The following is a 25,201-nucleotide window of genomic DNA, read 5'->3' as shown; positions in this document are numbered from 1 at the left end:
AGTGTTCAGTGTACAGCCCCGAAGGGTCGGGAGCAATTGGCAGTAAAGACTCAGAAGCTCAGAGTCTCAGCAACTCAGAAGCTCAGAAAATCAGCGGTTTTCTCTCGTTTGAGGCTGTTTAAAAAGTGGAAAGTGTGGAAAAGTGTAAGGGGACCTGCTAGTGAACAGACTCATCTACAGAAGACTTGCTCAGAATCTCAGGAGCTCAGCCTCTCAGAGACTTACCATATAACCTCTCACAAAAACCTTCTTTTAATAACTTCAAGAGACTGACTGGTGGAATTCCATTCGGTAAGAATTTGCTGGCGTACATGGGTCGAATCGCCTTCATAATAGCGTAACCATTGATCGTCTTTCAGATGCTGACGAATGACTTTTAGTCGTTTGAGTGTTTCAGGAGCCGTACGAAAAACGGTACTTTCAGGAAAATCTTTGCTCCACTTATGATAAAAATGAGCCGTTCGTTGGATAAAGTCGATTTCAATTGCATACAACTTTTCACTCTCATTATCTGGGAAAAAATCAGACCAGTTGGCATATCCCAACACACTGCCCTTGTAACGCGTCGTAGAAAGTGATTCCAACCTCCACTTGCAGTTGGCCGCCCGTCCCCAATGGTTGGAATAACGATAAACACCCGCATCCGTAAAATAGTATGAACTTCCCGAAGCACTAGTGTAATCGGGTTGTACCCCTTGGATAAGCGCAACATCGACTTCTTGGAATACACAAAAAGTATGCTTATGAAAATTATGTCGATGAAAGTTTTTTTGGCGCATGGGACAAAGGTAATCATTGTTAAAAAAAAGTACTTCTAAAAAATTAGTTAAATAACTATAAAATTAGTTTGTCAACTAAAAAAATAGTTGTAAGTTTGAATCACCAATTTAATTCAAAATTTAAATGCAAAAATTAACCAATAAAGAAGAAGAGATCATGCACATTTTATGGCGGCTGAAAAAGGCTTTTGTGAAAGAAGTGCAAGCTGAAATCACCGAAGACACCCCGCATTACAATACGCTTTCGACCATCATTCGCAATCTGGAAGATAAAGGCTATGTGGGACATATGGCCTTTGGAAATACGCATCAATATTTTCCAATCATTGCCTTGGAAGATTACCGAAAAACCTTTATGAAAACGGCTATTGCGAATTATTTTGGCAACTCATACAAGCAATTGGTGTCGCATTTTGCCGAAGAAGAAAAAATCTCTGCCGATGAATTACGGGAAATTTTAGCGTTAATCGAAAAGAAATCGTAGTATGGAAGCGCTCTTCATTTATGGGTTAAAGTCAGCAGGCTTACTCGCTTGTTTTTATGGGGTTTATTATTTTTTATTGCGTAAAGAAACCTTCTTTTCCAGCAATCGTTGGTTTCTACTAAGCGGTTTGTTTGTTTCCGCCTTTTTACCCCTAATGACATGGACAAAAACGGTCTACATCGAACGTCCTCAATGGTCAGCGGAAGATTGGATGGCGATGGCAAAATCCAATGTACCCTCCGCTCCTTCCCCAGAACCGATATTGGATTGGACATCGCTGATTATGGGAGGATATGCAATAATCGCCTTGGTGATCATCGGACGTATTTTAGTGCAGCTTATTTCAATTCTTGTTTTTTTGAAAAAACATCCCGTGATTTCAGAGGCATCGATTCGTTTGGTCAATGTACAACAAGAGGTGACTCCTTTTTCCTTTTTTAATTACGTAGTCATCAACAATCAATTATATTCAGAGGAAGAGCGCAACAGTATAGTGTTGCATGAAAAAATTCACTGCCGCCAATATCATTCCGTCGACATATTGCTTTCACACCTGTATTGTGGACTCTTCTGGTTTCATCCTTTGGCATGGCGTTACAAAAAAGCCATCGCGCAAAACTTAGAATTTTTGGCCGACCAAAAAGCCATGGAACAATTGCAATCCCCCACTGTGTATCAAAAAACATTGGTCAAAGTAGCCACAGGAAAACAAGCGCTTGCTTTGACCAATCCTTTTAATCAATCTTTAATCAAAAAACGAATTCTCATGTTACAACAAACACAATCACAACGCCGTAATTTATGGAAATACGGTATCATGCTGCCTGCATTGGTAGGTTTTATGCTCATTTTTCAAGTAAAAACAGTGGCGCAAGAACGAAAATCGGTGTACGAAATTAAATCCGAGATTCAAGAAACTTTTCAAATTCGTTGGGATAAAAACGCAACAGAAGCAGAAATGAAAAAAGATATTGCCTTTGCAAAAGCCCAAGGTATAATTTTAAAATACAGCAAATTAAAAAGAAATGATTGGGGCGAAATCACTCAGATTAAAGTCCAATATAGTGCTGGAGATTCCAAAGGAGAAACTACTATAATGTCGGATTCTGGAATAAAACCCCTTGTTTTTGTAAAATCCAATTCATACATCGGATTTGCAGCACCCAAATCGGAAACCATTATCGCTTCCAAAGTCGATAAAGAGGACATTCAAGGAAAAGAAATTCGTATTGAGGAACGTATTATCCGTAATGAGGACGGTACCGAAATCATCATTAACGATACCGACAATGCAAGTCAACCCAAAAATGGAGAGCGAATTGTCATTCGAAAATTTGATGCTTCTGACAAGCCTTTGGTTTTCATCAATGGGAAAATGATGGATGTCGATTTTGACCTAAACTCGTTAGACCCAAACACCATTGCTTCAATGAGTGTGTTTAAAAATAGTCCGGAGGCATTGGAAATGGGCAAAAATGGCGTCATAAAAATTATCACCAAAAAAGTAGTTACCAGTGACAATATAAAAGACGAAGAAGAAATAAACGCAGCGGTAAACCGAGCCAAAGAAGAAATTAAAAAAGTACTTTCAGAGGATAAAAGCACACAAGCTGACTGGGAAAAAGCCCGTCAAGATTTGGCTAAAGTGCAAGAAGAAATGTTGAAAATGAAAGCCGAGATGGAAAAAGCGAAAGCTGAATATGAAAAAGCAAAATCAAAATTAAAAAAGGACTGAATGCGTTAAAAATCTGCAAAAGTCTAGCGATGCAAATCCCTATTTTTTAAGTTTGTTCTTCCAAAAACAATTCAAAACTTGTAATATATGTCAGTTATTGTAAAATTATTTCATTGGTTTACCCTTGTGGTAGTGCTTTTGTTTGCTCAATTGTTGAGTGCTCAAAACAAAATGGATCTTACAGAATCCCAAAACGACAATGTGGTCATGACCTGGCGAAAAAATACGCCCGAGCAAGAGATGAAAGACGACATTAAAGCTTTGGCGGATTATGGCGTAACCGTAAAATACGCTGGTGTAAAGCGAAACAGTAAAGGAGAAATTACTGCCATTAAGGTGGAATACAAAGACCGTAAAGGCAACAGAGGAAGCTTGGAATACGATCAAGAGCAACCCATCACCGACATCGTACTTTTTAAGCAAAACGGAGCTATCGGATTTGGTTCTCCTGCGCAAAACAACGATGTAATTGCAATGAACGATATCTTTGGTCGTTCATTTGGCGGTAACAGCATGCGTCCGTTTGGCAATGGATTCTCGATTGAAGGGATGCCTGACATGAAGGAATTCAATTTTAATTTTGGAAATAGTGAAGGTTTTTCGGGAAAATCGAAAATGATTATTAAAGAAAATGGAAAAAAGCCGCTGGTCATTGAAGATGGAAAAGTGGTAGAAGGCGGGGATGATTACACCAAAGAGGAACTCGATGAAATTTTGAAAAACAACAAAATGTCCATCCAAGGATTTGGCGAAGGCAGTCCCCTTGAATTTGATTTCCGAAATTCAGAAGGGTTAGAGCAATTTAAAGAAAAAGTAAAGTCATTGCGGGGTGAATTTTCACAAGACAATCCGTCGGAAGAAGACTTAGAAAAAACCAGAAAAGAATTAGAAGCAGCCAAAGAAGAAATGGTGAAAGCCCGAGAAGAATTAGAAAAAGCCAAAAAGGCTTTGGAAAAGGAGAAAAAAACGAGTCCTACAAAAGCGAAAAAAGCATAACATGAAAAAGACCCTTTTTTTGAGGGTCTTTTTTTTATTTTTATACCAAAAAAAATGTTTCGATTTTTAGCACGATGCAACCGCCTGTTGTTACCTAGTTTTACTAAACAAGAATTGGACCCTGCCAAAGCAAAAAAGTGGCAGCTTGCCATTCTGGCTTGGCGGTATTATGTCACCTCTAGAGCCATAAATCAATAAGTCATGACCGCATGAATGGGACGATTATCGAGTTGGTGGCGCCCGTTTAAAAAGGTAAGTTCCATCAAAAACGAACACAAAACGACTTCGCCTCCCAATCGCTCTACCAATCGGCAAACAGCAGCAGCCGTACCTCCTGTAGCCAAGACATCATCATGAACGAGTACGCGATCGCCGGGCTGAATAGCATCCGTATGAATTTCTAGGCTGTCGGTACCGTATTCGAGGGCATACGACTCTGAAATGGTTTGAAAGGGAAGTTTCTGTGGTTTACGCACAGGGACAAATCCAGCTTCAAGACGATCGGCTAACAACGTTCCAAAAAAGAAACCCCGACTCTCTACCCCCACCACTTTATCGATGGCATGTGCATTTACAGCAGTTACGAGTTGCTGCAAGCAATGGGTGCGCCCCTCAGCAGATAAAAGCAATGGGGTAATGTCTTTAAATACAATTCCCGGTTTGGGAAAATCCTGAATATCACGAATATAGTTTTCTAAGTTCATTTTTTTAGGGAATTTTAAAAAAATTCGCTTGCAAGTTACACATTTATGCCTATATTTGCACCCGCAATAAAGCACTTACACGTAGTTTTGCTGTGTTGTAAAACTGCCTCGTGGCGCCCCCGAAGTATCGGGAGAATAGCGCATCTGATTTCGACTCAGTAGGCACATGTCGAAAATTACGGCCTCGTGGCGCAACTGAATAGCGCATCTGATTACGGCTCAGAAGGTTACAGGTTTGAATCCTGTCGAGGTCACGAATGAATCGTGTAAAACAAAAAAAACGCCAAGTTTACTTGAGCGTTTTTTTTGTTTTACACGATTCTCAAAGCGGAGCTTTGAAGGATGTTGCGCAGCAAAATCCTGTTGTGACCGCGACTTATTGTCTTTCTTTAAAAGCGGCCCTTTGAAGGATGTTGCGCAGCAAAATCCTGTCGTGACCGCGACTTATTGTATTACTTTCAAAGCGGCCCTTTGAAGGATCTTGCGCAGCAAAATCCTATTGCAACCTCGACTTATTGTCTTTCTTTCAAAGCGGCCCTTTGAAGGATGTTGCGCAGCAAAATCCTGTCGTAACTTCGACTTGCTATCATTTTTTCAAAACGAGTATGAATAAGGTCCATTGAAGCTTTATCAAACTAGGCCTTACCAACGCACCATTTTTCTTTGGATTTTATAAACCTGACTACACACTCCAACATTTAAGGAATAGGTAAACCTATAAAAAGTAGCAATTATAAAGCTACCTCTACAAATAAAAGTACGAAAAGTATTATATTTTATTTATGAGTTCGATAAATGATTTTGAAAATCCTTTTACCAACAGCAAAATTAAATTTCCAAAATAATGAATATCAGGTACTTAGGAAAAATACCTGTCGCGAATAGGAAAAATACCTAATCAATCGGGTATTTTTCCTATAGGATTTTACCTCTTCATTGGTCAAATTTGTGACACAAATAAAATCAACTCCTAACCTAAAACACCATTCGTATGAACCTCGCTCAAAACTTAACCCAACACATTGCCGATCCTGAAAACATTATTATTATTGATGGAGCCACTGTCAATGCGGCCTGGGCAGCCACTAATACGGCTTATCTTGCCAGCAATGTCCTTCCCAATCCCACTGTTCCCACGTATTATGTTGTCGACCTAAGTTTGATCAGTAATCAGTTTTCCGTGTTATCGCAATGGCTCACTAATCATGTGGCTAATATCAGTTTTATTGATAGTTATTCATTTATTCTTTTGGGTCATGAATTGGACAACACAGATTATAAAACCCAAATCAATACTGCCATTGGCCAAAGTGAATTTTACGGTATCGATGGAGCCTCATTGACAAAAATGGTTGGCGATTTTGATGAAACCTTCTATCCCAATTATGTACAAGTTGTCACGGACACCAATGGTATTCCCAAGCAACTTGACTTGATAACCAATTATTCCAATGAAAATTTATGTTTTTCAATACCCTTTTTCCAAGCCCTATTGCATGCTATGGATGGCGCAATGGAAAATCTTGAAGAGGTAAAATTCTATTTTACCAAAGTCACCAATACCAACGATAAAAGCACCGTAGCGTTTAAAGTTGTTTATGAAAATTTGGAAGGGTTTTATGATTTCTCAGGAGGACACGGATTTGATATTTTAAATAATCAAAAATCAAAGGCAGCAGCAATAAAATAAAATGCTTACTAAAGTTATTATTGAAACTTTTGGTGATTTGAAATTTATTATGTGGTTTGAAACCTTTGTTTTTACAACTGCAATTTTTCTTTTACCCTCAAGCAAAAAGATTAGTAAAATTTTAATGACGATTTTGCTTTTGTATGTATTTACTGAATTGAGCACGACAATTATTAAAACTGATGCCTTAGGTTTAGCGGATGAACTGAGAAATCGACTCACAAGTTTGATTTACGATATTACAATAATCCTTACATTTCCCCTATGGTTATATATTCTCCATTTAAATTTGGGTTTGATAAAAGCATTTAGATATTCACTTTTCATTTTTATTATTTTTATTGTAATGGATATCATTTTTTTTCAAAAAAATGATGAATTTAAATCATATATATTTTGTATGGGTTCCTTACTTTACATACTTCTATTTTTCATCTTGAGTTTTCAAAAATTAAAAAATGAGGAGTTTGTCTATTTATTCAGTAATGAATATCGACTAATAAGTTCCCCAATCTTCATGTTTTTGGGACTTTCCTTAATTTTTGCTTTTGTTGATGTAAATCTTCAAAAAGTGAAAATCTATAAAAACATAGACTTATATACTATCACAACGAATTACATCAATTTTATAAGCTACTCGCTCCTTTTATGGTACATTTACATCGAATACCGCAATCACAAACGAGTCATTACCGAAGAATAGCACCTATTATATCTTATGAGTAATTACAGTCTTGCCATTGGAATCCTTATCTGCTTAATTTTTATAAGCCTTATCACCACATTTAGTATAATGCTGGCGCGAATGCATATTGGGAAAGTAAAAAAATACACCCAACAACTGTTTGAAAAAGACCTCGAGTTTCAACGCAACATTACGCAAACCATCATTGAAACCCAAGAACAGGTTTTACAAAATATCTCGCGTGATTTGCACGACGATGCAGGGCAACAAATTACGGCTTTAAATTTTCAAATAGAGAATTACAAATACGACCATCCGGAACAATCCGAACGTCTAGAAAGTCTGAGTGAGTCGTTAAAGCGATTGTCACAATCTGTGCGCAGTATTAGTCACTCGCTCAACAGTCAATTGGTCTTACAACAGGATGTAGCCAAAGCCATTCGAACCGAAATGGAACGCTTGCAAAAAAATAGCAATATCCAATTTGAAATGGATTTGGGTGATGCGCAACCCTTTTTGAAAGATGATGAAAAGTTAATTATTTATCGTATCTTTCAAGAATCGATAAACAATTGCATCAAACATGCCCGGGCGAAAACTATCCGTGTGCAATTAGCCGCACAACCCAAGTTTCGCCTGCAAATTGAGGATGACGGGAAAGGATTTGATGTAACTACAAAAACGCTATCTTTAGGTTTGGTCAATATGAAAAAACGAGCAGAATTAATACAATGTTCGCTTATCATTGATTCCAAACCGGGACGTGGAACACAAATAACCCTACAACGCAATTAATACGCCTATGGAACCCATCCGCATTTGCTTAATCGATGATCATGCCATCGTTCGCCAAGGTCTCAAAGAACTCATTCAACGCCTCGGTGAATATCAGGTCGTCCATGAATTTGATGATGGCGATCAATTCCTAGAGTCTTTACCCCTAGTTCCTATTCCCGACATGTATATCTTGGTTTACTCCATGCCCCATAAAAATGGGATTGAAGTGTTGCAAGAGTTGGAAAAGAAAACAGGGGAATACAAAGTATTGCTGCTCACACAACACATAGACGAACAAATCATTGACGACGCCTACCACCATGGAGCACGTGGATTTTTACATAAAAATTGTTCGGCAGCCGATTTAAAATTTGCCATCGATAACATCATCAATTTTGGATATACCAACGTCACAGAAATTCTGAATCGGATTAAGAATTATGACGTTCGAAAAAATGAAGAGCTCCCCATTACCTTCGAAATGACCGATAAAGAGTTGGAATTTCTTACCTTGGTTTGCGACGAGAGAGAACTCACTTATGACCAAATGGCCAAAATTATGGAAGTAAGTGGAAAAACCATTGATGCCTATCGCACTACCTTATTTGACCGATTTCAAATTCGTTCCAAAGTAGGCTTAGTCTTGTTTTCCTATAAACATCGTTTAACGGAACCCTTTTTATAACAAAACATTTTTTTATACCCTAGCAAACCAAACTTGTCGCTTGAACGTTTGGTTTTTTTTGGGCTATTTCTGCCTTGAAATAATCAAAAAAGTACCTCTTAACTTGGAAGCTAATTTTGTATTTTTGCGCCACAAACTAACAATCATCGGATGAAAAATACAGCTTTAACTCCCATTCATATCCAATTAAGCGCCAAAATGGTTCCGTTTGCTGGATACAACATGCCTGTACAATACGAGGGCGTCAATGCCGAACATGAAACCGTTCGCAACGGAGTGGGCGTTTTTGACGTGTCGCACATGGGTGAATTTCTACTTTCGGGTCCCAAAGCACTCGACTTAATTCAACGTGTGACTACTAACGATGCAGCAACACTTGACATTGGACGTGCTCAATATTCGTGTATGCCCAATGCAACTGGAGGTATAGTCGATGATTTAATTGTATATCGACTGGGTGAAATGAGCTATTTATTGGTGGTTAATGCTTCTAATATTGAAAAAGATTGGGATTGGATTGCCCAACACAATACCGATGGAGCCGCGATGGAAAATCTTTCGGATACCTATTCACTTCTTGCCATCCAAGGTCCGAAAGCCGTCGAAGCCATGCAGTCGTTAACAACTATTGACTTAGCCAACATCAAATACTACCACTTTGAAATAGGTACCTTTGCTAGTATTGAAAATGTAATCATCTCTGCTACAGGGTATACAGGATCAGGCGGATTTGAAGTCTATTGTAAAAATGAAGACGCTGAAACGCTTTGGCATAAGGTATTTGAAGCTGGCGCCTCTTATGGAATCAAACCCATAGGACTCGCCGCTCGAGACACATTACGTCTTGAAATGGGATTCTGTCTGTATGGCAACGATATCAATGACACCACATCGCCTATTGAAGCTGGCTTGGGTTGGATTACAAAATTCACCAAGAATTTTACCAATCATGAAGCATTAAAAGCGCAAAAAGAACAAGGCGTAACCCGAAAATTGGTTGGATTTGAATTGACAGAACGCGGGATTCCACGACATGATTATGAAATTGTTGATGCCGATGGAAATGCCATTGGAATCGTGACATCAGGTACGATGGCACCCTCCTTGGGCAAAGGTATTGGTATGGGATATGTAGCTACTGAATTTGCTGCTGCGGGGTCTGAAATTTATATAAAAATCAGAAACAATCAAGTGGCCGCCCAAGTGGTTAAACTCCCATTTTACAAAAAATAAGTACACAAAAAAATAAAGGCAAAATTGATCATATCCTGTAAATTTGTCCTCAAAAAATAATTAACTGCTAAAGAAGAATTCCTATGGGAAGAGCATTTGAATTTAGAAAAGCCCGAAAAATGAAACGTTGGTCTGCTATGGCCAAAACATTTACTCGTATTGGTAAAGATATTGTTATTGCGGTAAAAGAGGGTGGCCCCAATCCAGAAACCAACGCTCGTTTACGCGCCGTAATTCAAAACGCCAAGGCGGCAAACATGCCCAAAGAAAATGTAGAACGTGCTATTAAAAAAGCATCCGATAAAGACACGGCCAACTATAAGGAAGTTTTGTTTGAAGGGTATGCACCCCATGGAATTGCCATTTTAATTGAAACGGCTACCGACAACAATAACCGCACCGTAGCCAATATCCGTAGTTATTTTAATAAATGTAACGGGGCGCTAGGCACCCAAGGTTCGGTTGAGTTCATGTTTGATCACACTTGCAACTTTAGAATACCCAATACAGGACAAGATATTGAAGAATTAGAATTGGAAATGATTGATTTTGGGGTAGAAGAAATTTTCGCCGACGAAGATGGTATTGTTATGTATGCGCCTTTTGAAAGTTTTGGCGCTATTCAAAAAGAATTAGAAAGCCGCAGTATTGAAATTTTATCTTCCGGTTTTGAGCGTATTCCGCAAGTCACAAAAGAATTAACGCCAGAACAAATTGCAGATGTAGAAAAATTATTGGAAAAAATTGAAGAAGATGACGATGTGATGAATGTGTATCACACGATGCAAGAATAAAATTTTATGCTTTTTATACTATAAAACCAACCCTACCGGTTGGTTTTTTTTATTTTTTAAGTGCCGTATAAATGTTAAAATTTTAGGATGAAGCCCTAATAACATATACCAGCAAAAGGGACAAACTAAAAAATACGCCCAAAAATTACACCCTTAATTTATTGATTTACAAAGGATTTGGTATTTTTCCCCTGTATTTCGGTATTTTTCCCCCAGAAGTACAGGAAAAATACTTTGAAATGTCAGGAAAAACCCTAGAGATTATTCAAAATAGGGGTAGTAATATTGCAATAACAATGACAAACATGATAACAATTCCATTTTGTCACGCAAGCCATTATTCGATTTATACGCCTTGGGTAAGTGAGGGTCTTCGGACCCTTACGTCGTACCCAAACTACCGAAAAGAAAAAAAACAAACCAACGCTTAGGAAAAATTTTTTAAACCAATACGTATGGTATGTGCAATAATAACGGGGGCGATAATGGGAATGCTAGGTCAAGGTCTTTACTTGTCTATTCATTATTTCTTGTGCGCTTTACAGCAATCCAAATTCTCTACCAACGATAGTATTCAAGCTGCCAAAGCGCTTATAGTCAGTCTTCTCATCGGTGGTGTATCAGAAATTCTCATTGTTCAACATGCTCCCACCACTACTTTTGAGATTATTCCGCTGTTGTTGGGTGCTTTTTTTCCCTTAGCGTTTCAAAAAGTTCGCGGGATTGGGCAGGATAAAGAAAAGCAAGGAGCTACATTTTAATCATAATTCCAAATCAATTTCCTATGGTTGCCATCGACACACAGCATTTGGGAGGTTATAATCGTTCGGGAAGGCTTATTGCCAGTGTGAATGCTTTGGTTATTCATCGCTCTTTACCGTATTCGACCACCAAATCATTAGACGATCGGTTACGGTTTATGAATGAACGACGGTACAACACAGAGCGTCAATTGATTCGGTATGCGCCGCATTATATCATTAACGAAAACACTATTGTGCAAACCCTTCCTGAAACAGAAGCAGGATATCATGTAGGTGCGGCCTTTTACAATTATACCCCTTTAGCCCGACAATTTATGGGAAACGAAAAATCGGCCAATAATGTTACCTTGGGCATCGAACTCTGTGCCGCAGAGGGTTCCATCCCCCAAAAAGTTTTACAAAATGCACTTCCCCTTGTGCAGCATTTGATTCAAAAGTATACGCTACAAAGACACCAAATCGTTCGCCCCTTTGAAATGGTTAAACAAATCCAACCCGACCTAATCATGGATGCCCTGCAATGGAAAGCATTTCTCGATGCTGTTTACCTTCCCGAGCGCGTATATTGATTTTTGAAATGAAGTTTTCTATAGCATGAGCGCTATTCCAACACAAAACTGATCGTCACCTGTGCTGTAATTTCGATTTCACCAATGGCAAACGTTTCTTGCGGTAAGGCATTGGCTTCTTTGGCAAAAAACCCTTCTGCACGTTGCACCGTTGGAAAAAAAACAGACCCTGTTTCTGAGATTTGATGCGCTTTTCCCACTTTTTGCTGTAAGGGAGCCGTGTAATCTTGTGCGCGTTTTAAAGCATCTTGAGTAGCCAGTTTGCGAACTTGTGTTTTGTATTCCTCCAGCTTGGTTGCTTTAAATTCAACCCCCGAAAGGGCATTAATCCCTTGATCGACCAATCCCATCACCAAAGCATCGTATTGTTTGATATCTCGCAAAGTAACTTGTAAATTTTGAATGGCTTGGTAGTTGAATTTATTCTTTTCACCGGTGTATATACGCCCTAAATGAACCCTCGTAGTTTGCATGTCGTGGGCAGCTAACCCAAACTTTTTCAAAAAACGCAATACGCCATCTACCGTTGCATCATTAATCTTCTTTACTTCTGCTGCCTCTTTTCCTTGGGTTTCAACCCCAAAAGAAATAACGGCGTAATCAGGAACTACTTTCATTTTACCTTCCCCTGAAACTGTGATTTGAGGAAGGGATTTTATGTCTTGCGCTTGGGCAAATAATCCAAAGCTTAGCAGCCATAGGGCAATAATTTTTCTCATGATAGTTATTTTTTTAGGTTTTTGTTTCGACTGCAAAAGTTATGCCTTTATTATTTTCGCTTTCTTTCAATAAAAAAAAGAATAACGATAGGTAATACCAACCCAGCGACCAAAAGGGGTTGTTTAAAAAGTAATTGAGGTGCTTTAAGCAACGTAAAAAACAATCCTGCCATTGCTCCGCCAAAATGAGCCGCATGGCCAATACCATCATTTTGCGCTTTCATCCCATAAATAGAATACAACAAATAACCAATTCCGAATAAATAGGCTTTGATGGGAATAGGTATAAAAAATAAATACAACTCCATATCGGGATTGAGTAAAATTGCCGCGTAAATAATTCCAGTTACCGCTCCCGAAGCGCCAATGGCCGTATAATGGTACTGATTTTTGTACAAGGCTAAAGTCAACATACTTCCCACCAACAAACTAGCGCCATATAAAAATAAGAACGTGTACAAACCCAACTGATATATCACTATTGGCGCAAAAAAATACAGAGAAATCATATTGAAAGCCAAATGCATGAGGTCGCCATGCAAAAACCCAGAAGTTACCATTCGGAAATGCTCCCCAGCGCGAATACTGCCCACATGAAACATGTATTTGCGGAAAAAAGAGGTATCCTCCCACCCTTTCCAACTGATCAACGCAGTGACTCCAATCAAGACATACAGTACAATCATAATTCTAATTTTGGGTAAAAATACAAACTTAAGAATTGTTAATTCGAAATAAAATCTTAAGGAAACCCTTTATATTTGCACAAATTTAAAGCATGCAATTTCTTGCCTATCTCCTCATATATCCGATAATTTGGTTGATTTCCAAATTGCCTTTTCCGCTTTTATACCTGTTGTCGGATGGTGTCTATTTTTTGCTTTACCGGGTGATTGGGTATCGTAAAAAGGCCGTTCGACGTAATCTCGCTTTGGCATTGCCTCATCTCAGTGAAGCCGAACGTTTGCACATTGAGAAAAAATCGTTTCAGCATTTGTGTGATATGTTTTTGGAAATGATAAAAACCTTATCGATTTCACGAAAAACCATGGAGAGACGGTTCACCTTTACCAATATGGATGTATATCATGCGCTTGAGGAAAAAGGAAAAAGTATTGCCTTAATGTGTGGCCACTATGCAAGCTATGAGTGGGTGATTTCAATGAATTATTATACGCGATTTAAGGGCTTTGCCATTTACAAACGTATAGCCAATCCCTACTTTGATCGCTTGGTCAAAAAAATCCGGTCGCGCTACAAAGCCTATCTTATTACCACCAAAGAAACCAAACCTACCATCGAAAAAAATGCCCGCGAAGGTGTTTTAGGACTGTATGGTTTTGCCAGTGATCAAACGCCGCGTTGGAGTGAAACAAACTTATATTGGCATCATTTCATGGGGATCGAAACACCCATTCATATTGGTGCTGAATCCTTGGCCAAACAGTACGACATGAATGTCCTTTTTTTAAAAGTGCGAAAAGTGAAACGAGGCTATTACGAAGGCACTTTTGAAATCCTTTCCGACAACGTGCAAGAAGTTCCCGATTACAAACTATCAGAAGCCTTCATGGCCAAGGTAGAGGCGCAAATATTGGAACAACCCGAATACTATATGTGGACGCATAAACGCTGGAAGCATAAAAAAAGAGTCTCATAAAAAAATCCCGATTACTCGGGATTTTTATTTAGGTATACATCTTTGCCCGTAACTCTTTTATTTTGGGATCATCCAGGTAATCGTCAAAGGTCATGTAACGGTCGATAGCGCCCTGCGGCGTGAGTTCGAGCACCCGAGTAGCTACCGTTTGCGCAAATTCATGGTCATGGGTAGTAAACAACACCGACCCTTTGAAGTTCTTCAAAGAATTGTTAAACGCCGTAATCGATTCCAAATCCAAATGATTGGTGGGCTCGTCAAGCATTAACACATTAGCCCGAAGCATCATCATGCGCGACAACATACAGCGCACTTTCTCGCCTCCAGACAATACATTACATTTTTTTAGCGCTTCCTCGCCCGAGAAAATCATTTTCCCCAAAAAGCCACGTACATAAACTTCATCACGCTCTTCCTCGGTTTTGGCCCATTGACGTAACCAGTCGACTAAATTAATATCCGATTGAAAAAACGCATGATTATCATTGGGTAAGTACGATTGAATCGTGGTCACACCCCATTCATAGGTCCCCGAATCGGCTTGCAAATGACCGTTCAAGATTTCATAAAAAGCAGTAGTGGCGCGAGAATCTTTTGAAAAGACTACAATTTTATCGCCTTTCGCCATGTTTAAATCGACATTTTGAAATAAAACCTCACCGTCGATCGAGGCCGCTAAATTTTGGATGTTCAAAATCTGATCACCTGCCTCCCGTTCTTGTTCAAAAATAATGGCAGGATAACGACGACTTGAAGGCTTAATCTCGTCCAAGTTGAGCTTTTCCAACATTTTCTTACGTGAGGTCGCCTGCTTTGATTTGGCCACATTTGCACTAAAACGGCGAATAAACTCCTCCAACTCTGCCTTCTTTTCTTCTGCTTTCTTGTTTTGTTGTGCCCGTTGTTTGGCAGCTAACTGACTCGATTCATACCAAAAGGTGTAATTCCCAGAGTAGTGGGTTATTTTTCCAAAATCAATATCTGAAATATGGGTACATACCGCATCCAAAAAGTGGCGGTCGTGCGAAACCACAATAACTGTATTTTCATAGTTCGCCAAAAAGTTTTCCAACCAACCAATCGTTTCAAAGTCCAAATCATTGGTCGGCTCGTCCATAATCAACACATCGGGGTTCCCAAATAATGCTTGTGCCAAAAGGACACGCACTTTTAACTTCCCTTCCATCTCCGCCATCAACGTATAATGAAACTCTGAACCAATACCCAAATTGGACAATAAGGCAGCCGCATCACTGTCGGCATTCCAACCGTTCATCTCGTCAAACTGAATTTGCAACTCCCCTATACGATCAGCATTTTCATCCGAATAATCGGCATACAACGCATCCATTTCGGTTTTAATCGCATGAAGCACTTTATTCCCCATCAACACGGTTTCCAACACCGTATGTTCGTCAAACATGTTGTGGTTCTGATTCAAAACGGACATCCGTTTCCCCGGCTCCAATATCACGCGTCCCGACGTAGGGTCCATATCACCTGCTAAAATTTTTAAAAACGTAGACTTTCCGGCACCATTGGCACCAATAATTCCGTAACAGTTCCCTAGAGTAAACGAAGTATTCACTTCATCAAACAAAATTCGTTTTCCAAACTGAACGGATAAATTAGATACAGTTAACATGTAACAAGTGGATTTTAAATTCGGTGCAAAAGTAAGCAAATAGGGCGACTTTACCCACCGTACGCAATGGTTTTTTTATCCTTCAAGACGTGTAGAAAAAGTCAATTGCTCGTTGGAAAAATCCCCAAAAAAACACCCTTACTATCACTATTAATATCAATCTAAACAAAAGGAGACTTTGACCTCTTCCGCTGATAATCCTAACTTGTATCACAATCAAAAAGGCAGCCAATGGAGTGGGCTTCACTTTTAACTAATGGTTAACAATATATTGCACGGGTACTAAATACATTTGCGAATTACAACAGAACTGTAGATGAATTTCAAAATTGCCTCAACGTATAGTGTCCTAGCTGCGGTAGCACTTTCTGTATTGACCTCCTGTAAAAAAGAGTTCGATGCCGACAACTATGTGGCGTATTTTGGCGGTGAAGTTGAAAATCCGCAATCGCGTTATGTCCTCTTTTGCCAAAACAATGTGGTATTGGACACGCTTCCGTTAAAAGCAGACAATACGTTTTTTGTCAAATTTGACTCCTTAGCGCCCGGCTTGTATACATTCAAACACGAGCCAGAGTACCAATACGTTTATTTTGACAAAAACGATTCCCTTCGGGTTCATATTGATTCCAAAGATTTTGATCAATCCATTATCTTTTGTGGTCGAGGCGATCAAAAGAACAATTTCTTGATGGAAATGTATCTTCGAAACGAAAAAGAAAAAAATAAGATTTTTGACGTTTTGGATTACAATGCCTCCAAATTTCTTTCCTACATCAACAAAGTCAATGCAGACAATATTGCTTTTTACAAATCCAAAAAAGAGGAAATCAAATGGAATGATGAGTTTGATGTCTACGCCCAAGGCATGTATCTTTTCCCCCACTACACCCGAAAAGAAATTTATCCCATCGTGCACAAAATGCGCACTGGCAATGACGTAAGTAAATCGCTTCCAAAGGATTACTATGATTTTCGAAAAACCATCGATTTTAGTGATGAAAAAATGACCGATTTCAGTCCGTTTGTCATGTACCTCAACTACATGCTCAACAATGTTGGGTCGATTCATTACCACAATCATTTTTCGGAAGTCGATTTGGCGTTAAAAACCAATGTCAACAAACTCAAAATTGCTGATACGCTTATCAAGAACGAAAAGGTCAAAAATATTGTCGTGAACAGCATTGCCTTTCAATACTTATTGGAAGACCAAAACATGGTCAACAACCAAGAATTTTTAAAACATTATTACAAAATCGCCACGGACAAGAGTAAGAAAAATGAAATCTTAAAACTAGGAAAAGCGATTAACCAACTCACCGATGGCAAAAAATTACCTTCAGTGACCTTACTCGATACGGCAGGTAAAAACGTTAACTCGTCTTCGCTAATCACCAAAAACACCATTTTGTTTTTCTGGAGCGATGAATTAAATTCCCACCTCGTTGCCGCGCACAAAAAGGCTTTGGAATTGCAAAAGAAATATCCCAATTACGAGTTCATTGCCATAAATTTGGATAAAAATCCGAACACTTGGAAAGAAGCCCTCACGAAGTATTCCTTTGGTCCTATTCGTCAATACCATTGCTCCGATTTTGAAGAAATCAAAAACAAATGGGCCATTACCAAAGTACATCGCACCATGATTATCAATAAAGACCTGACGATTAAAAACGGATTCACCAATATGTTTGATATCCGATTTGAGGAAGATTTACAATAAAAAAAGCCCTGACAAAGATCAGGGCTTTTTTGTAGCGTATCGAGAGTTACGAATTTCCTTTTTGGTAATCGGCAATAAACTGCGCCAACCCGATGTCGGTCAGCGGATGTTTTAACAAGCCCAGAATGGCCGACAACGGTCCCGTCATCACATCAGCGCCAATTTTCGCACAATTCACCACGTGCATGGTATGACGCACAGAAGCGGCTAAAATTTCAGTCTCAAAACCATAATTATCATAGATTTCTCGGATCTCCTGAATGAGGTTCAACCCGTCGGTGGAAATATCATCCAAACGACCTACAAACGGTGAAACATAGGTTGCCCCCGCTTTGGCAGCCAACAAGGCTTGACCCGCCGAGAACACCAGCGTTACGTTAGTTTTGATGCCTTTGTCCGAAAAATATTTACACGCACGCACACCGTCCTTGGTCATCGGTAATTTTACCACGATCTGCGGATGCAAATCGGCCAATTGCTCGCCTTCACGCACCATACCTTCATACTCTGTGGCATTCACTTCGGCACTTACGTCACCCTCCACAATGTTACAAATGGCCACATAGTGCTTCAAAATATTGTCCAAACCCGTAATCCCCTCTTTGGCCATCAACGAAGGATTGGTCGTTACACCATCCAAAATCCCCAACGATTGGGCTTCACGAATCTCATTCAAATTCGCCGTGTCAATAAAAAACTTCATAGTATACTAGTAAAAAAGTTGTGTTTACATAATCTATTTCGGGCGCTTCCCCTCCATGCTTCCGGGGTCGGGCTGTCGGGAGTCGCTACCCTCGTCACCTCGGGTGAGCTTCAACAATCCCTCCATCCCTAGCGCAACACTGCAAAAATACAACACCGAATTTGATTGAGGAAATTTTGTTGGAATTTAAGTGATTAGTCGTTAGACTTTAGACTTTAGACTTTAGTCGTTAGACTTTAGACTTTAGACTTTAGACTTTAGACTTTAGACTTTAGACTTTAGTCGTTAGTCGTTAGTCGTTAGTCGTTAGTCGTTAGTCGTTAGTCGTTAGTCGTTAGTCGTTAGTCGTTAGTCGTTAGTCGTTAGTCGTTAGACTTTTGGAATTTTAAAAATTGGAATTTGGAATTTAAGATTTTGGAATTTAAAATTTTGGAATTTGGAATTTAAGATTTTGGAATTTAAAATATTGGTATTTGGAATTTAAGATTTTGGAATTTAAAATATTGGTATTTGGAATTTGGTATTTGGAATTTGCAATTTGGAATTTGGAATTTAAGATTTTGGAATTTAAAATATTGGAATTTGATTAATTAGCCCCGAAACTCTGGGGGTGAGTAGTGATTAGTCGTTAGTCGTTAGACTTTTGGAATTTAAAATTTTGGAATTTGGAATTTAAGATTTTGGAATTTGGTATTTGCAATTTGGTATTTGGAATTTGGTATTTGGTATTTGGAATTTGGAATTTGCAATTTGCAATTTGGAATTTAAAAATTTGGAATTTGGAAATTGAAATTTGGAATTAAAAACATTGGAAATTGTGTAATTGGCAACTAGTCACTCACAACTCATAATGCTTCATTAGCATTTTCTCATACACCCGATCGGGCAATACCCGTTTCAAGACGATCGAGAACCGTTGCATAAAGGCACCTATCTTGTAATGTAATTTAGGCTGTTTGGCCTGCATAATGGTATAAATTGCTTGGGCCATTTCGCGCGGATCACTGCCCGAATCCACATGTGCGTTCATTGCGGCCAAAGTCTTGCCATAGGTTGTTTCATACGCCGAACCTGCCACTACGGGGGCATGATACCTGCCGGCAGCGATGTTGGTCGCAAAATCGCCTGGCGCTACATTGGTCACCTTTATTCCAAAACATTTTACTTCCATACTTACCGCTTCTGTAATGAGTTCTAACGCACCTTTTGAAGCCGAGTAGACCCCGCGATACGGCAATCCCATATACCCCGCTATCGATGTGATATTGATAATCAAGCCCGAATGTTGGGCACGCATGGAAGGTAAAACCGCTTTCATCACTTCAATCGGTCCAAACAGGTTCGTTTCAAAATTTTGGCGAATTTCTTCGGTCGGTATCTCTTCTATCGGTCCTGTAATGCCTACCCCAGCATTGTTGATCACCACATCGATACGTCCTGTCTGAGCCAAAACACGAGCAACGGCCGCTTGGATACTGGAAACGTCACGAACCTCCATGGGAACCAAAGGAAATTCGGAATGAGGATACTTTTCTGGTTGGCGACTCGTTCCAAAGACGTGATAACCCTTTTCGTGTAAAAATGTTCCAATCGCTTTTCCAATGCCCGAGGAAGCTCCGGTAATCAAAACCACTTTTTGCATAACCCTTTTGCTATAATAAATGTGTAGTTGCCCTTTGTGGGTATTTTTTATTCCAATTCTTGTCCAAATTGTAAAATATAATGATTGTTGTCATAAATGGCAAACTCCCGCATGCCCCAATCAAAGTCCTCCATGGGATACGCTACGTTTACCAAATCCTTGACTTGATTCCATAATGCGGTGACATCATCGGTTTTAATATAAAAGGTTCCCGTGAAAAACGGATGTTCAAAACGGGTTTGCGTCGTGGGTCGAGAAACCATCAATTCACACGCGTCGCGATGTAGGGTAGCCCAGCCCCATTCTTCACTGTAATTACCCAAATGGAAACCTAATTTTTCAGTGTAAAAAGCGACAGTTTCGTTCAAATCATGCGTCCAAATTAATGGGACAATGGGTTCAAATCTCATGAAATTTATTTTGAGTTAAAGATACTTATTTCCACCGAATACCTAAGCCCGGATCGGTTGATAATTCAATCACTCCTGTATTGATCGAAGTTCCCGTGGCAATATCCTCAGCAATGAGATTGGAACCGTCTAGGTCGGCATAATCGCACAACGGGGCCAAAACAGCCCCCGCCGAGATTCCGATTGTCGATTCGGTCATACACCCAATCATCACTTTGAAGTCCATTGCTTTGGCCGCTTTAATCATGGCTAATGCCGGAGTGAGTCCCCCACATTTCATAACTTTTACATTCACTGCAGGATAATGGTTAGCCAATAATACCAAATCGGTTTCATTTTGAGCCTCTTCATCGGCCATCCAGAGTACCCCATCAGCTTTTGATAAGTGTTGGTAGTTTGCAATCCCTGTAGCCATTGGTTGTTCAACATAACGAACGCGATGCCGACCCGACATTTGGATCCACTGCATACAATCTTCAGGAGTCCAACTCGCATTGGTATCCAAGGCGAAACTAAAATCGGTAGCCAGCAATTGTGCCAATTGTTCCCGCTGAAACCCATGGCATTTTACTTTAAAAGTAGGCCAATGCGACGCTTTCATTTTTGCTATTTGAACGGGTGCCGTATCCACAGAAATCGTCCAGCTTGAATGAGGAATACGGTGGGTAGGAATGGCATTCCAATCCAAAAAAGAGCGTTTTTCCAACTTCCCTATTAAATCCCAGTACGCACAATCTAAGGCCGATTTTAAAAAATTAGGCCATTGCCATTGGGTTAATAAGGCATAAAATTCGGAAGGGGAATGCAATCCAAAGTTGGAAATCGCTTTTTGATGCTGGAGTAATAGTTGCTCAAAGTGTTTTAAATCAATACCATAATAAGCTAGTGCTGTACATTCGCCATAGCCCGTTTCTCCGGCATGGGTCAACTGAACAATCAAGGCATCACGATAGGCGTATTGGCCATAGCTAATGGAAAAAATTTCCTTGAGTTGTAGCCTAACAATATGCCATTGAAGCACCATAAAGTAGTGTGAAAGAGTTGCAGAAAGAGCAAAAAAAAATGGCAAGCGACCTACATCGCACCGCTACAACCGCATACCTTTGCTATGTTCCCATCCTGGAGGATTTTGCAGGAGCTGGTCGTGTAGGACTTGCCGTGGCAAAGATACATTCTTTTTCATTTTTTACAACATCTTTAGCGCATAAATAATACATTTGTGCGGTATTAAATGCAAGGACCTTACTATGAAAACCATTAAATCCTTCACCATCATTTTGTTAGCCAGTCTCGGCGTCATTTCGTGTGCGCCCACCGAATCAGGATTGCGAATCGATACGTCGCAAATCAAGGCAACCTATACCACTGGCGCTACGATTTCACTAGCAATTACCAATCCAAATGAACTCAAGGTCGATAGTGTGGCGTATACCTTCAATCAAAAACGAATTGGAAGCACCAAAGGAACTACCCCTTTCCGATACTCGATTTCCGAGAAAAAATTAGGCACCTACCCTCTTGTTGCCGCCATTTACGCCGAAGGCAATACCACTCAAGACACAACATCGCTGGAAATTGTATCGGCTATTACCCCAAAAATTGTAACGTATAAAGTGGTGAATACATTTCCACATGACATTGGTTCGTATACCCAAGGATTGGAGTTTCACCAAGGCATCTTGTATGAAGGAACGGGACAATACGGGCAATCGAAACTGATGAAAACCGACTACAAAACAGGAAAACCTTTGCTCAGCACCCCTTTGGATGCAAAATATTTTGGCGAAGGCATTACCATTTTCAACAATAAAGTGTATCAACTTACGTGGCAGGAACAAACCGGATTTATCTATGACCCTCAAACGTTGCAAAAAATCAAATCGTTTTCTTACGACCGCACCATTGAAGGATGGGGGTTAACACACGATGCTACACATTTGTACCAATCAGACGGGACGGAAAAAATCTATCGTTTGGACCCCGAATCGCTCAAAGTAATCGATGTGATTTCGGTCTATTCTTCGGATTCAAAAGTTAAAAATCTGAATGAGCTCGAATGGGTTAACGGTAAGATTTACAGCAATGTATACCAACAAAATGCTATTGTTCGTATCGATCCCTCCACAGGAGCAATTGAAGCCATTTTAGATTTATCGGAGTTACTGAAACAAATCACGCAACTTCCCGAAACCGATGTCCTCAACGGTATTGCTTACAATCCTGCAACGCAAACCTTTTTCATCACAGGAAAAAAATGGGACAAGATGTTTGAAATTAAAATCGTTGAATAATGCCTTCGCCCAATGGTATTCCTAAATCGTGTGCTGAAAATTGGTTGGATTTAAATCCCACCGAAAAAGCGCGCTTTTGTACGTTATGTCATCAAAATATATTCGATGAACAACATTTAACCGAGGAAGAAGCACATGTGTTTATTGCCCAATGCAAACGAAACCAAGCGATGGAGACCAAGCAAATTTTTGGGCGAAAATAAAACGAAAACTAATTAGGAGTTAGTTCGATTCTGGGAGAATATCATACAAACCCCAATTCCGTTCAGGACGGTAGAACAATTGATCTCCAACGACTTCTAAAGGACAATCAAAATTATTAGCATACAACGCTCCGGTTCCCAATCCCTGAGGTCGGCTGGATTGTAAAGTGTAAGTCCATTGGGCAATTGCATTCAATCCAATATTACTTTCAAGAGCCGATGTGATCCACCAACCAATGCCCAACGATTCAGCCAATTCAATCCACTCCAGACTGCCACGAAAACCTCCGACAAGAGTGGGTTTCAAAATGATATACTGCGGACGAAGGGTTTCCAGCAATTCTTTTTTGGCCTCCCTACCCGTCACCCCAATCAATTCTTCATCAAGGGCAATGGGGATTGGCGATTCTTGGCATAACGTGCGCATGACTTCCCATTGATTGGGCGCAATCGGTTGCTCGATACTATGGAGTTCATAAACGGCCAGTTGCTTCAACTTTGAAAGCGCTTCTTCAGGAGTAAATGCTCCATTGGCATCGACACGAATTTCCAATTTTTCGGCATTAAATTGCGACCGTAAAAAACTGAGTAAGCCTAACTCTTGTTGGAAATCCAGTGCTCCAATTTTCATTTTGACACAGCGGTATTCGGCTTGAATTTTATCTAAAAGCTGACGATGCATAAACGACCTATCGCCCATCCAAACCAATCCGTTGATAGGAATGGCGGCTTTGCCTTCGGTAAATTCGGAGGGAAAAAGTAAGGCGGGATGGGAGCTACGCAAAGAACGAAAGGCCATTTCTAACCCAAATTGAATGGAAGGAAAATCGTGAAGCGCATCATACAAAACGGCTTCTCCCCATTGAATATGATCGCAAACCCATTGTAATTTTTCTTCATAATCGGGTCGGTCGTCAATACTCAAACCGCGAAACATACCGCATTCGCCTATCCCTATTTTCACACCATCATCAAGGGTTAAAAACCAAGTTTCTTTATATGCCATCTGCCCGCGGGAGGTCCCCACCGGACGGATAAAATTCATTTGATATCGCAGGTAAAAAGCTTCCATTTATTCCATCAAACGTTTGATTTTAGGCAAATCTTGGTTGGGTAATCCCGAACGTTCAAATTCGCGAATATCGCTGAGAACCTTGACTTTCCATGGGGTTCCATCGGGAAGATTTTGCATCACATATTTTTTATACAATGCTTTGGCTTCTGTGACTCTATCGGTAAACAAATACACATGAGCTTGTGCCAATTGCAGACGCAAATCGGTTGAGGACAAAGACGTTGCTTGTTCCATTAAGGCCGCTGCTTTGGTCATTTGCTTCGTGCGAAGATAGCAATAGGACAAGCCCGCATACAATTGTGGGTCTTGCATCCCTGATTGTAGTGCAGCTTCAAATTGCTCTATGCCTTCCTTGGTTTTTCCTTTTAAAAACAAACGAAGCGCTTGGTCGTGAATTTTTTGTGCATACTTGGCTTCTAATCCCAGCTGCTTTAATACCACTTTTTCCGATTTCTCAAGAAGTAATTCGCGTTCTTCGGGGTGCAATTGGCTGTAGGTTTCAAAATTCATTTGCTCCATCACTTGTTGCAATAAGGCCACCGAAAACGTTTCTTTTTGAGTGAGATAGAACGCAATGGGACGTTTTATAGCCATTTTTAAAAAAGTCGCTTTTCGGTCAGCATTCCAACCTGTCGCGGCCTGGGCATCTATCCATGGTACTACTTCAAGAACAATTTTTTGCTTCATCAACCAATTGTCACTTTGAAACACAAACCACAGCGTTTGAGGGGTATCTTTCATACATCCGTGTGTTGCCGATAACAATCGGGCCTCTTTGTCAATCGGATTGGGTTGACTGTAACAAGCTTGGGTTGGTTTTCCAGTGGTGAGGTAGGTTTTTGCAGATTTTTCATCCAAAAAAACAGCAAACGTGGCTTTGTCATTACCACTGACCGTAGAGGCAAGAAAAACGGCGCCAGCAGTACCTTGAGAAATCCCTGTGGGGTCGGGAATTGCTTTTAGAACAGAAACCAAACTCGAAGCTAACTTTTGATTATCGTCCATGAGTGTTACACGATACACAATCTCGGTTGTACCCTCTGGAAAAGCGTTGGTCTTAATCATTTTTCGTTCGCCGGCACGCACTTCAATGGTTTCCGATGTGGTCCGCATGGCATCCCAATATCCTTTGTTCTTTTGAGCCCATAATGGCGAAACAAAAAACAACAATACAACAAGAAAACTTCGAATATACATGGTAATCTTTTTTACAAACTTGTCCTCCAAAATCA

Annotated in this window: 26 protein-coding genes, 1 tRNA gene and 1 other RNA gene; 16 read left to right on the top strand and 12 right to left on the bottom strand. The window is 39.9% G+C overall.

The annotated features are described in order from the left end of the window. Positions 1-236: 236 nt before the first annotated feature. Complete coding sequence (locus O9316_RS03740; protein WP_298205089.1) at positions 237-779, bottom strand: hypothetical protein; 543 nt, start codon at positions 777-779, stop codon at positions 237-239. Positions 780-903: 124 nt separating this feature from the next. Between O9316_RS03740 and O9316_RS03735 the strand changes: the two genes are divergently transcribed. From O9316_RS03735 to O9316_RS03720, 4 genes are all read left to right on the top strand, one after another. Continuing rightward, a complete protein-coding gene (locus O9316_RS03735) occupies positions 904-1,263 on the top strand; it encodes a BlaI/MecI/CopY family transcriptional regulator (RefSeq protein ID WP_298205090.1) in 360 nt (119 codons plus the stop codon). Position 1,264: 1 nt separating this feature from the next. Next, a complete protein-coding gene (locus tag O9316_RS03730; protein ID WP_298205091.1) occupies positions 1,265-2,998 on the top strand; it encodes a M56 family metallopeptidase in 1,734 nt (577 codons plus the stop codon). Between the two features lie 87 nt (positions 2,999-3,085). After that, complete coding sequence (locus O9316_RS03725) at positions 3,086-3,994, top strand: hypothetical protein (protein ID WP_298205092.1); 909 nt, start codon at positions 3,086-3,088, stop codon at positions 3,992-3,994. A 54-nt stretch (positions 3,995-4,048) separates the two neighbouring features. Then, positions 4,049-4,192: an SsrA-binding protein gene (locus O9316_RS03720; protein WP_298203680.1), complete on the top strand. Its 144-nt coding sequence runs from the start codon at positions 4,049-4,051 to the stop codon at positions 4,190-4,192. Here the strand turns inward: O9316_RS03720 and O9316_RS03715 are convergent. Continuing rightward, the gene (locus O9316_RS03715) at positions 4,186-4,698 is read right to left on the bottom strand and encodes an adenine phosphoribosyltransferase (RefSeq protein ID WP_298203679.1); all 513 of its coding nucleotides are present in this window, start codon (positions 4,696-4,698) and stop codon (positions 4,186-4,188) included. The two genes, O9316_RS03720 and O9316_RS03715, sit on opposite strands and share 7 nt — an antisense overlap. 180 nt (positions 4,699-4,878) lie before the next feature. Here O9316_RS03715 and O9316_RS03710 point away from each other — a divergent pair. From O9316_RS03710 to O9316_RS03675, 8 genes are all read left to right on the top strand, one after another. Further along, a tRNA-Arg gene (locus tag O9316_RS03710) sits at positions 4,879-4,952 on the top strand. Between the two features lie 737 nt (positions 4,953-5,689). Continuing rightward, positions 5,690-6,388 (top strand): hypothetical protein, encoded by a 699-nt coding sequence (locus O9316_RS03705; protein WP_298203678.1) that lies wholly within the window; start codon positions 5,690-5,692, stop codon positions 6,386-6,388. A 793-nt stretch (positions 6,389-7,181) separates the two neighbouring features. Further along, a complete protein-coding gene (locus O9316_RS03700; RefSeq protein WP_298203677.1) occupies positions 7,182-7,868 on the top strand; it encodes an ATP-binding protein in 687 nt (228 codons plus the stop codon). A 7-nt stretch (positions 7,869-7,875) separates the two neighbouring features. Beyond that, positions 7,876-8,535 (top strand): response regulator transcription factor, encoded by a 660-nt coding sequence (locus tag O9316_RS03695; protein ID WP_298346984.1) that lies wholly within the window; start codon positions 7,876-7,878, stop codon positions 8,533-8,535. Positions 8,536-8,685: 150 nt separating this feature from the next. Then, positions 8,686-9,768 (top strand): glycine cleavage system aminomethyltransferase GcvT, encoded by a 1,083-nt coding sequence (gene gcvT / locus O9316_RS03690; RefSeq protein WP_298203675.1) that lies wholly within the window; start codon positions 8,686-8,688, stop codon positions 9,766-9,768. 83 nt (positions 9,769-9,851) lie between these two features. Continuing rightward, positions 9,852-10,562, top strand: a complete 711-nt coding sequence (locus O9316_RS03685) for a YebC/PmpR family DNA-binding transcriptional regulator (RefSeq protein WP_298203674.1) — start codon at positions 9,852-9,854, stop codon at positions 10,560-10,562. Between the two features lie 455 nt (positions 10,563-11,017). Then, positions 11,018-11,323, top strand: a complete 306-nt coding sequence (locus tag O9316_RS03680) for a hypothetical protein (protein ID WP_298203673.1) — start codon at positions 11,018-11,020, stop codon at positions 11,321-11,323. 23 nt (positions 11,324-11,346) lie between these two features. Beyond that, positions 11,347-11,895: an N-acetylmuramoyl-L-alanine amidase gene (locus O9316_RS03675; RefSeq protein WP_298203672.1), complete on the top strand. Its 549-nt coding sequence runs from the start codon at positions 11,347-11,349 to the stop codon at positions 11,893-11,895. A 32-nt stretch (positions 11,896-11,927) separates the two neighbouring features. Here O9316_RS03675 and O9316_RS03670 read toward each other — a convergent pair whose 3' ends face one another. Both O9316_RS03670 and O9316_RS03665 read right to left on the bottom strand, forming a co-directional pair. After that, the gene (locus O9316_RS03670) at positions 11,928-12,614 is read right to left on the bottom strand and encodes an SIMPL domain-containing protein (protein WP_298203671.1); all 687 of its coding nucleotides are present in this window, start codon (positions 12,612-12,614) and stop codon (positions 11,928-11,930) included. Between the two features lie 50 nt (positions 12,615-12,664). Further along, complete coding sequence (locus tag O9316_RS03665; protein ID WP_298203670.1) at positions 12,665-13,300, bottom strand: rhomboid family intramembrane serine protease; 636 nt, start codon at positions 13,298-13,300, stop codon at positions 12,665-12,667. Positions 13,301-13,392: 92 nt separating this feature from the next. Here O9316_RS03665 and O9316_RS03660 point away from each other — a divergent pair, with 92 nt between their 5' ends. Then, on the top strand, positions 13,393-14,274 hold the full coding sequence (locus O9316_RS03660; protein WP_298203669.1) for a lipid A biosynthesis acyltransferase: 882 nt from the start codon (positions 13,393-13,395) through the stop codon (positions 14,272-14,274). Positions 14,275-14,302: 28 nt separating this feature from the next. Here O9316_RS03660 and O9316_RS03655 read toward each other — a convergent pair whose 3' ends face one another. Beyond that, positions 14,303-15,919 (bottom strand): ATP-binding cassette domain-containing protein, encoded by a 1,617-nt coding sequence (locus tag O9316_RS03655; RefSeq protein ID WP_298203668.1) that lies wholly within the window; start codon positions 15,917-15,919, stop codon positions 14,303-14,305. 316 nt (positions 15,920-16,235) lie between these two features. On the opposite strand from O9316_RS03655, the gene O9316_RS03650 reads away from it, so the two are divergent. Then, positions 16,236-17,645, top strand: coding sequence for a thioredoxin-like domain-containing protein (locus O9316_RS03650; RefSeq protein WP_298203667.1), 1,410 nt, complete (start codon positions 16,236-16,238; stop codon positions 17,643-17,645). A 46-nt stretch (positions 17,646-17,691) separates the two neighbouring features. Here O9316_RS03650 and fsa read toward each other — a convergent pair whose 3' ends face one another. The 5 genes from fsa to ffs all read right to left on the bottom strand — a co-directional run bounded on the left by fsa (position 17,692) and on the right by ffs (position 21,559). Further along, positions 17,692-18,348 (bottom strand): fructose-6-phosphate aldolase, encoded by a 657-nt coding sequence (fsa, locus tag O9316_RS03645; RefSeq protein WP_298203666.1) that lies wholly within the window; start codon positions 18,346-18,348, stop codon positions 17,692-17,694. Between the two features lie 838 nt (positions 18,349-19,186). After that, positions 19,187-19,990, bottom strand: coding sequence for an SDR family oxidoreductase (locus tag O9316_RS03640; protein ID WP_298203665.1), 804 nt, complete (start codon positions 19,988-19,990; stop codon positions 19,187-19,189). A gap of 47 nt (positions 19,991-20,037) precedes the next feature. Further along, positions 20,038-20,400 carry a VOC family protein gene (locus O9316_RS03635; RefSeq protein WP_298203664.1) on the bottom strand — a complete coding sequence of 121 codons (363 nt, stop codon included), beginning with the start codon at positions 20,398-20,400 and terminating at the stop codon, positions 20,038-20,040. A 25-nt stretch (positions 20,401-20,425) separates the two neighbouring features. Continuing rightward, positions 20,426-21,424, bottom strand: coding sequence for an enolase C-terminal domain-like protein (locus tag O9316_RS03630; RefSeq protein ID WP_298203663.1), 999 nt, complete (start codon positions 21,422-21,424; stop codon positions 20,426-20,428). Between the two features lie 36 nt (positions 21,425-21,460). Then, positions 21,461-21,559, bottom strand: an RNA gene (gene ffs / locus O9316_RS03625) — signal recognition particle sRNA small type. Between the two features lie 88 nt (positions 21,560-21,647). On the opposite strand from ffs, the gene O9316_RS03620 reads away from it, so the two are divergent. Together O9316_RS03620 and O9316_RS03615 are read left to right on the top strand one after the other, a co-directional pair. After that, complete coding sequence (locus O9316_RS03620; protein WP_298203662.1) at positions 21,648-22,691, top strand: glutaminyl-peptide cyclotransferase; 1,044 nt, start codon at positions 21,648-21,650, stop codon at positions 22,689-22,691. Beyond that, complete coding sequence (locus tag O9316_RS03615) at positions 22,691-22,894, top strand: hypothetical protein (RefSeq protein ID WP_298203661.1); 204 nt, start codon at positions 22,691-22,693, stop codon at positions 22,892-22,894. Before O9316_RS03620 ends, O9316_RS03615 begins: the two co-directional genes overlap by 1 nt. 19 nt (positions 22,895-22,913) lie before the next feature. On the opposite strand, the gene O9316_RS03610 is transcribed toward O9316_RS03615, so the two are convergent. Then, the gene (locus tag O9316_RS03610; protein WP_298203660.1) at positions 22,914-23,966 is read right to left on the bottom strand and encodes an o-succinylbenzoate synthase; all 1,053 of its coding nucleotides are present in this window, start codon (positions 23,964-23,966) and stop codon (positions 22,914-22,916) included. Further along, positions 23,967-25,166: a hypothetical protein gene (locus O9316_RS03605; protein ID WP_298203659.1), complete on the bottom strand. Its 1,200-nt coding sequence runs from the start codon at positions 25,164-25,166 to the stop codon at positions 23,967-23,969. Between the last annotated feature and the right edge of the window lie 35 nt (positions 25,167-25,201).

This window comes from Flavobacterium sp., from assembly GCF_027533505.1.
GTDB lineage: Bacteria > Bacteroidota > Bacteroidia > Flavobacteriales > Flavobacteriaceae > Flavobacterium.
The sequence above is the reverse complement of the archived record's forward strand: the minus strand, read 5'-3'. Positions and strand labels throughout refer to the sequence as shown.

Coding starts and splice junctions, on each gene's coding strand:
- O9316_RS03615 (WP_298203661.1), top strand. CDS start 22,691: ATGCCTTCGCCCAATGGTATTCCTAAATCGTGTGCTGAAAATTGGTTG.
- O9316_RS03705 (WP_298203678.1), top strand. CDS start 5,690: ATGAACCTCGCTCAAAACTTAACCCAACACATTGCCGATCCTGAAAAC.
- O9316_RS03740 (WP_298205089.1), bottom strand. CDS start 779: ATGCGCCAAAAAAACTTTCATCGACATAATTTTCATAAGCATACTTTT.
- O9316_RS03695 (WP_298346984.1), top strand. CDS start 7,876: ATGGAACCCATCCGCATTTGCTTAATCGATGATCATGCCATCGTTCGC.
- gcvT (WP_298203675.1), top strand. CDS start 8,686: ATGAAAAATACAGCTTTAACTCCCATTCATATCCAATTAAGCGCCAAA.
- O9316_RS03700 (WP_298203677.1), top strand. CDS start 7,182: ATGCTGGCGCGAATGCATATTGGGAAAGTAAAAAAATACACCCAACAA.
- O9316_RS03660 (WP_298203669.1), top strand. CDS start 13,393: ATGCAATTTCTTGCCTATCTCCTCATATATCCGATAATTTGGTTGATT.
- O9316_RS03610 (WP_298203660.1), bottom strand. CDS start 23,966: ATGGAAGCTTTTTACCTGCGATATCAAATGAATTTTATCCGTCCGGTG.
- fsa (WP_298203666.1), bottom strand. CDS start 18,348: ATGAAGTTTTTTATTGACACGGCGAATTTGAATGAGATTCGTGAAGCC.
- O9316_RS03670 (WP_298203671.1), bottom strand. CDS start 12,614: ATGAGAAAAATTATTGCCCTATGGCTGCTAAGCTTTGGATTATTTGCC.
- O9316_RS03635 (WP_298203664.1), bottom strand. CDS start 20,400: ATGAGATTTGAACCCATTGTCCCATTAATTTGGACGCATGATTTGAAC.
- O9316_RS03685 (WP_298203674.1), top strand. CDS start 9,852: ATGGGAAGAGCATTTGAATTTAGAAAAGCCCGAAAAATGAAACGTTGG.
- O9316_RS03640 (WP_298203665.1), bottom strand. CDS start 19,990: ATGCAAAAAGTGGTTTTGATTACCGGAGCTTCCTCGGGCATTGGAAAA.
- O9316_RS03720 (WP_298203680.1), top strand. CDS start 4,049: ATGTTTCGATTTTTAGCACGATGCAACCGCCTGTTGTTACCTAGTTTT.
- O9316_RS03665 (WP_298203670.1), bottom strand. CDS start 13,300: ATGATTGTACTGTATGTCTTGATTGGAGTCACTGCGTTGATCAGTTGG.
- O9316_RS03715 (WP_298203679.1), bottom strand. CDS start 4,698: ATGAACTTAGAAAACTATATTCGTGATATTCAGGATTTTCCCAAACCG.
- O9316_RS03735 (WP_298205090.1), top strand. CDS start 904: ATGCAAAAATTAACCAATAAAGAAGAAGAGATCATGCACATTTTATGG.
- O9316_RS03730 (WP_298205091.1), top strand. CDS start 1,265: ATGGAAGCGCTCTTCATTTATGGGTTAAAGTCAGCAGGCTTACTCGCT.
- O9316_RS03620 (WP_298203662.1), top strand. CDS start 21,648: ATGAAAACCATTAAATCCTTCACCATCATTTTGTTAGCCAGTCTCGGC.
- O9316_RS03655 (WP_298203668.1), bottom strand. CDS start 15,919: ATGTTAACTGTATCTAATTTATCCGTTCAGTTTGGAAAACGAATTTTG.
- O9316_RS03630 (WP_298203663.1), bottom strand. CDS start 21,424: ATGGTGCTTCAATGGCATATTGTTAGGCTACAACTCAAGGAAATTTTT.
- O9316_RS03605 (WP_298203659.1), bottom strand. CDS start 25,166: ATGTATATTCGAAGTTTTCTTGTTGTATTGTTGTTTTTTGTTTCGCCA.
- O9316_RS03725 (WP_298205092.1), top strand. CDS start 3,086: ATGTCAGTTATTGTAAAATTATTTCATTGGTTTACCCTTGTGGTAGTG.
- O9316_RS03675 (WP_298203672.1), top strand. CDS start 11,347: ATGGTTGCCATCGACACACAGCATTTGGGAGGTTATAATCGTTCGGGA.
- O9316_RS03680 (WP_298203673.1), top strand. CDS start 11,018: ATGGTATGTGCAATAATAACGGGGGCGATAATGGGAATGCTAGGTCAA.
- O9316_RS03650 (WP_298203667.1), top strand. CDS start 16,236: ATGAATTTCAAAATTGCCTCAACGTATAGTGTCCTAGCTGCGGTAGCA.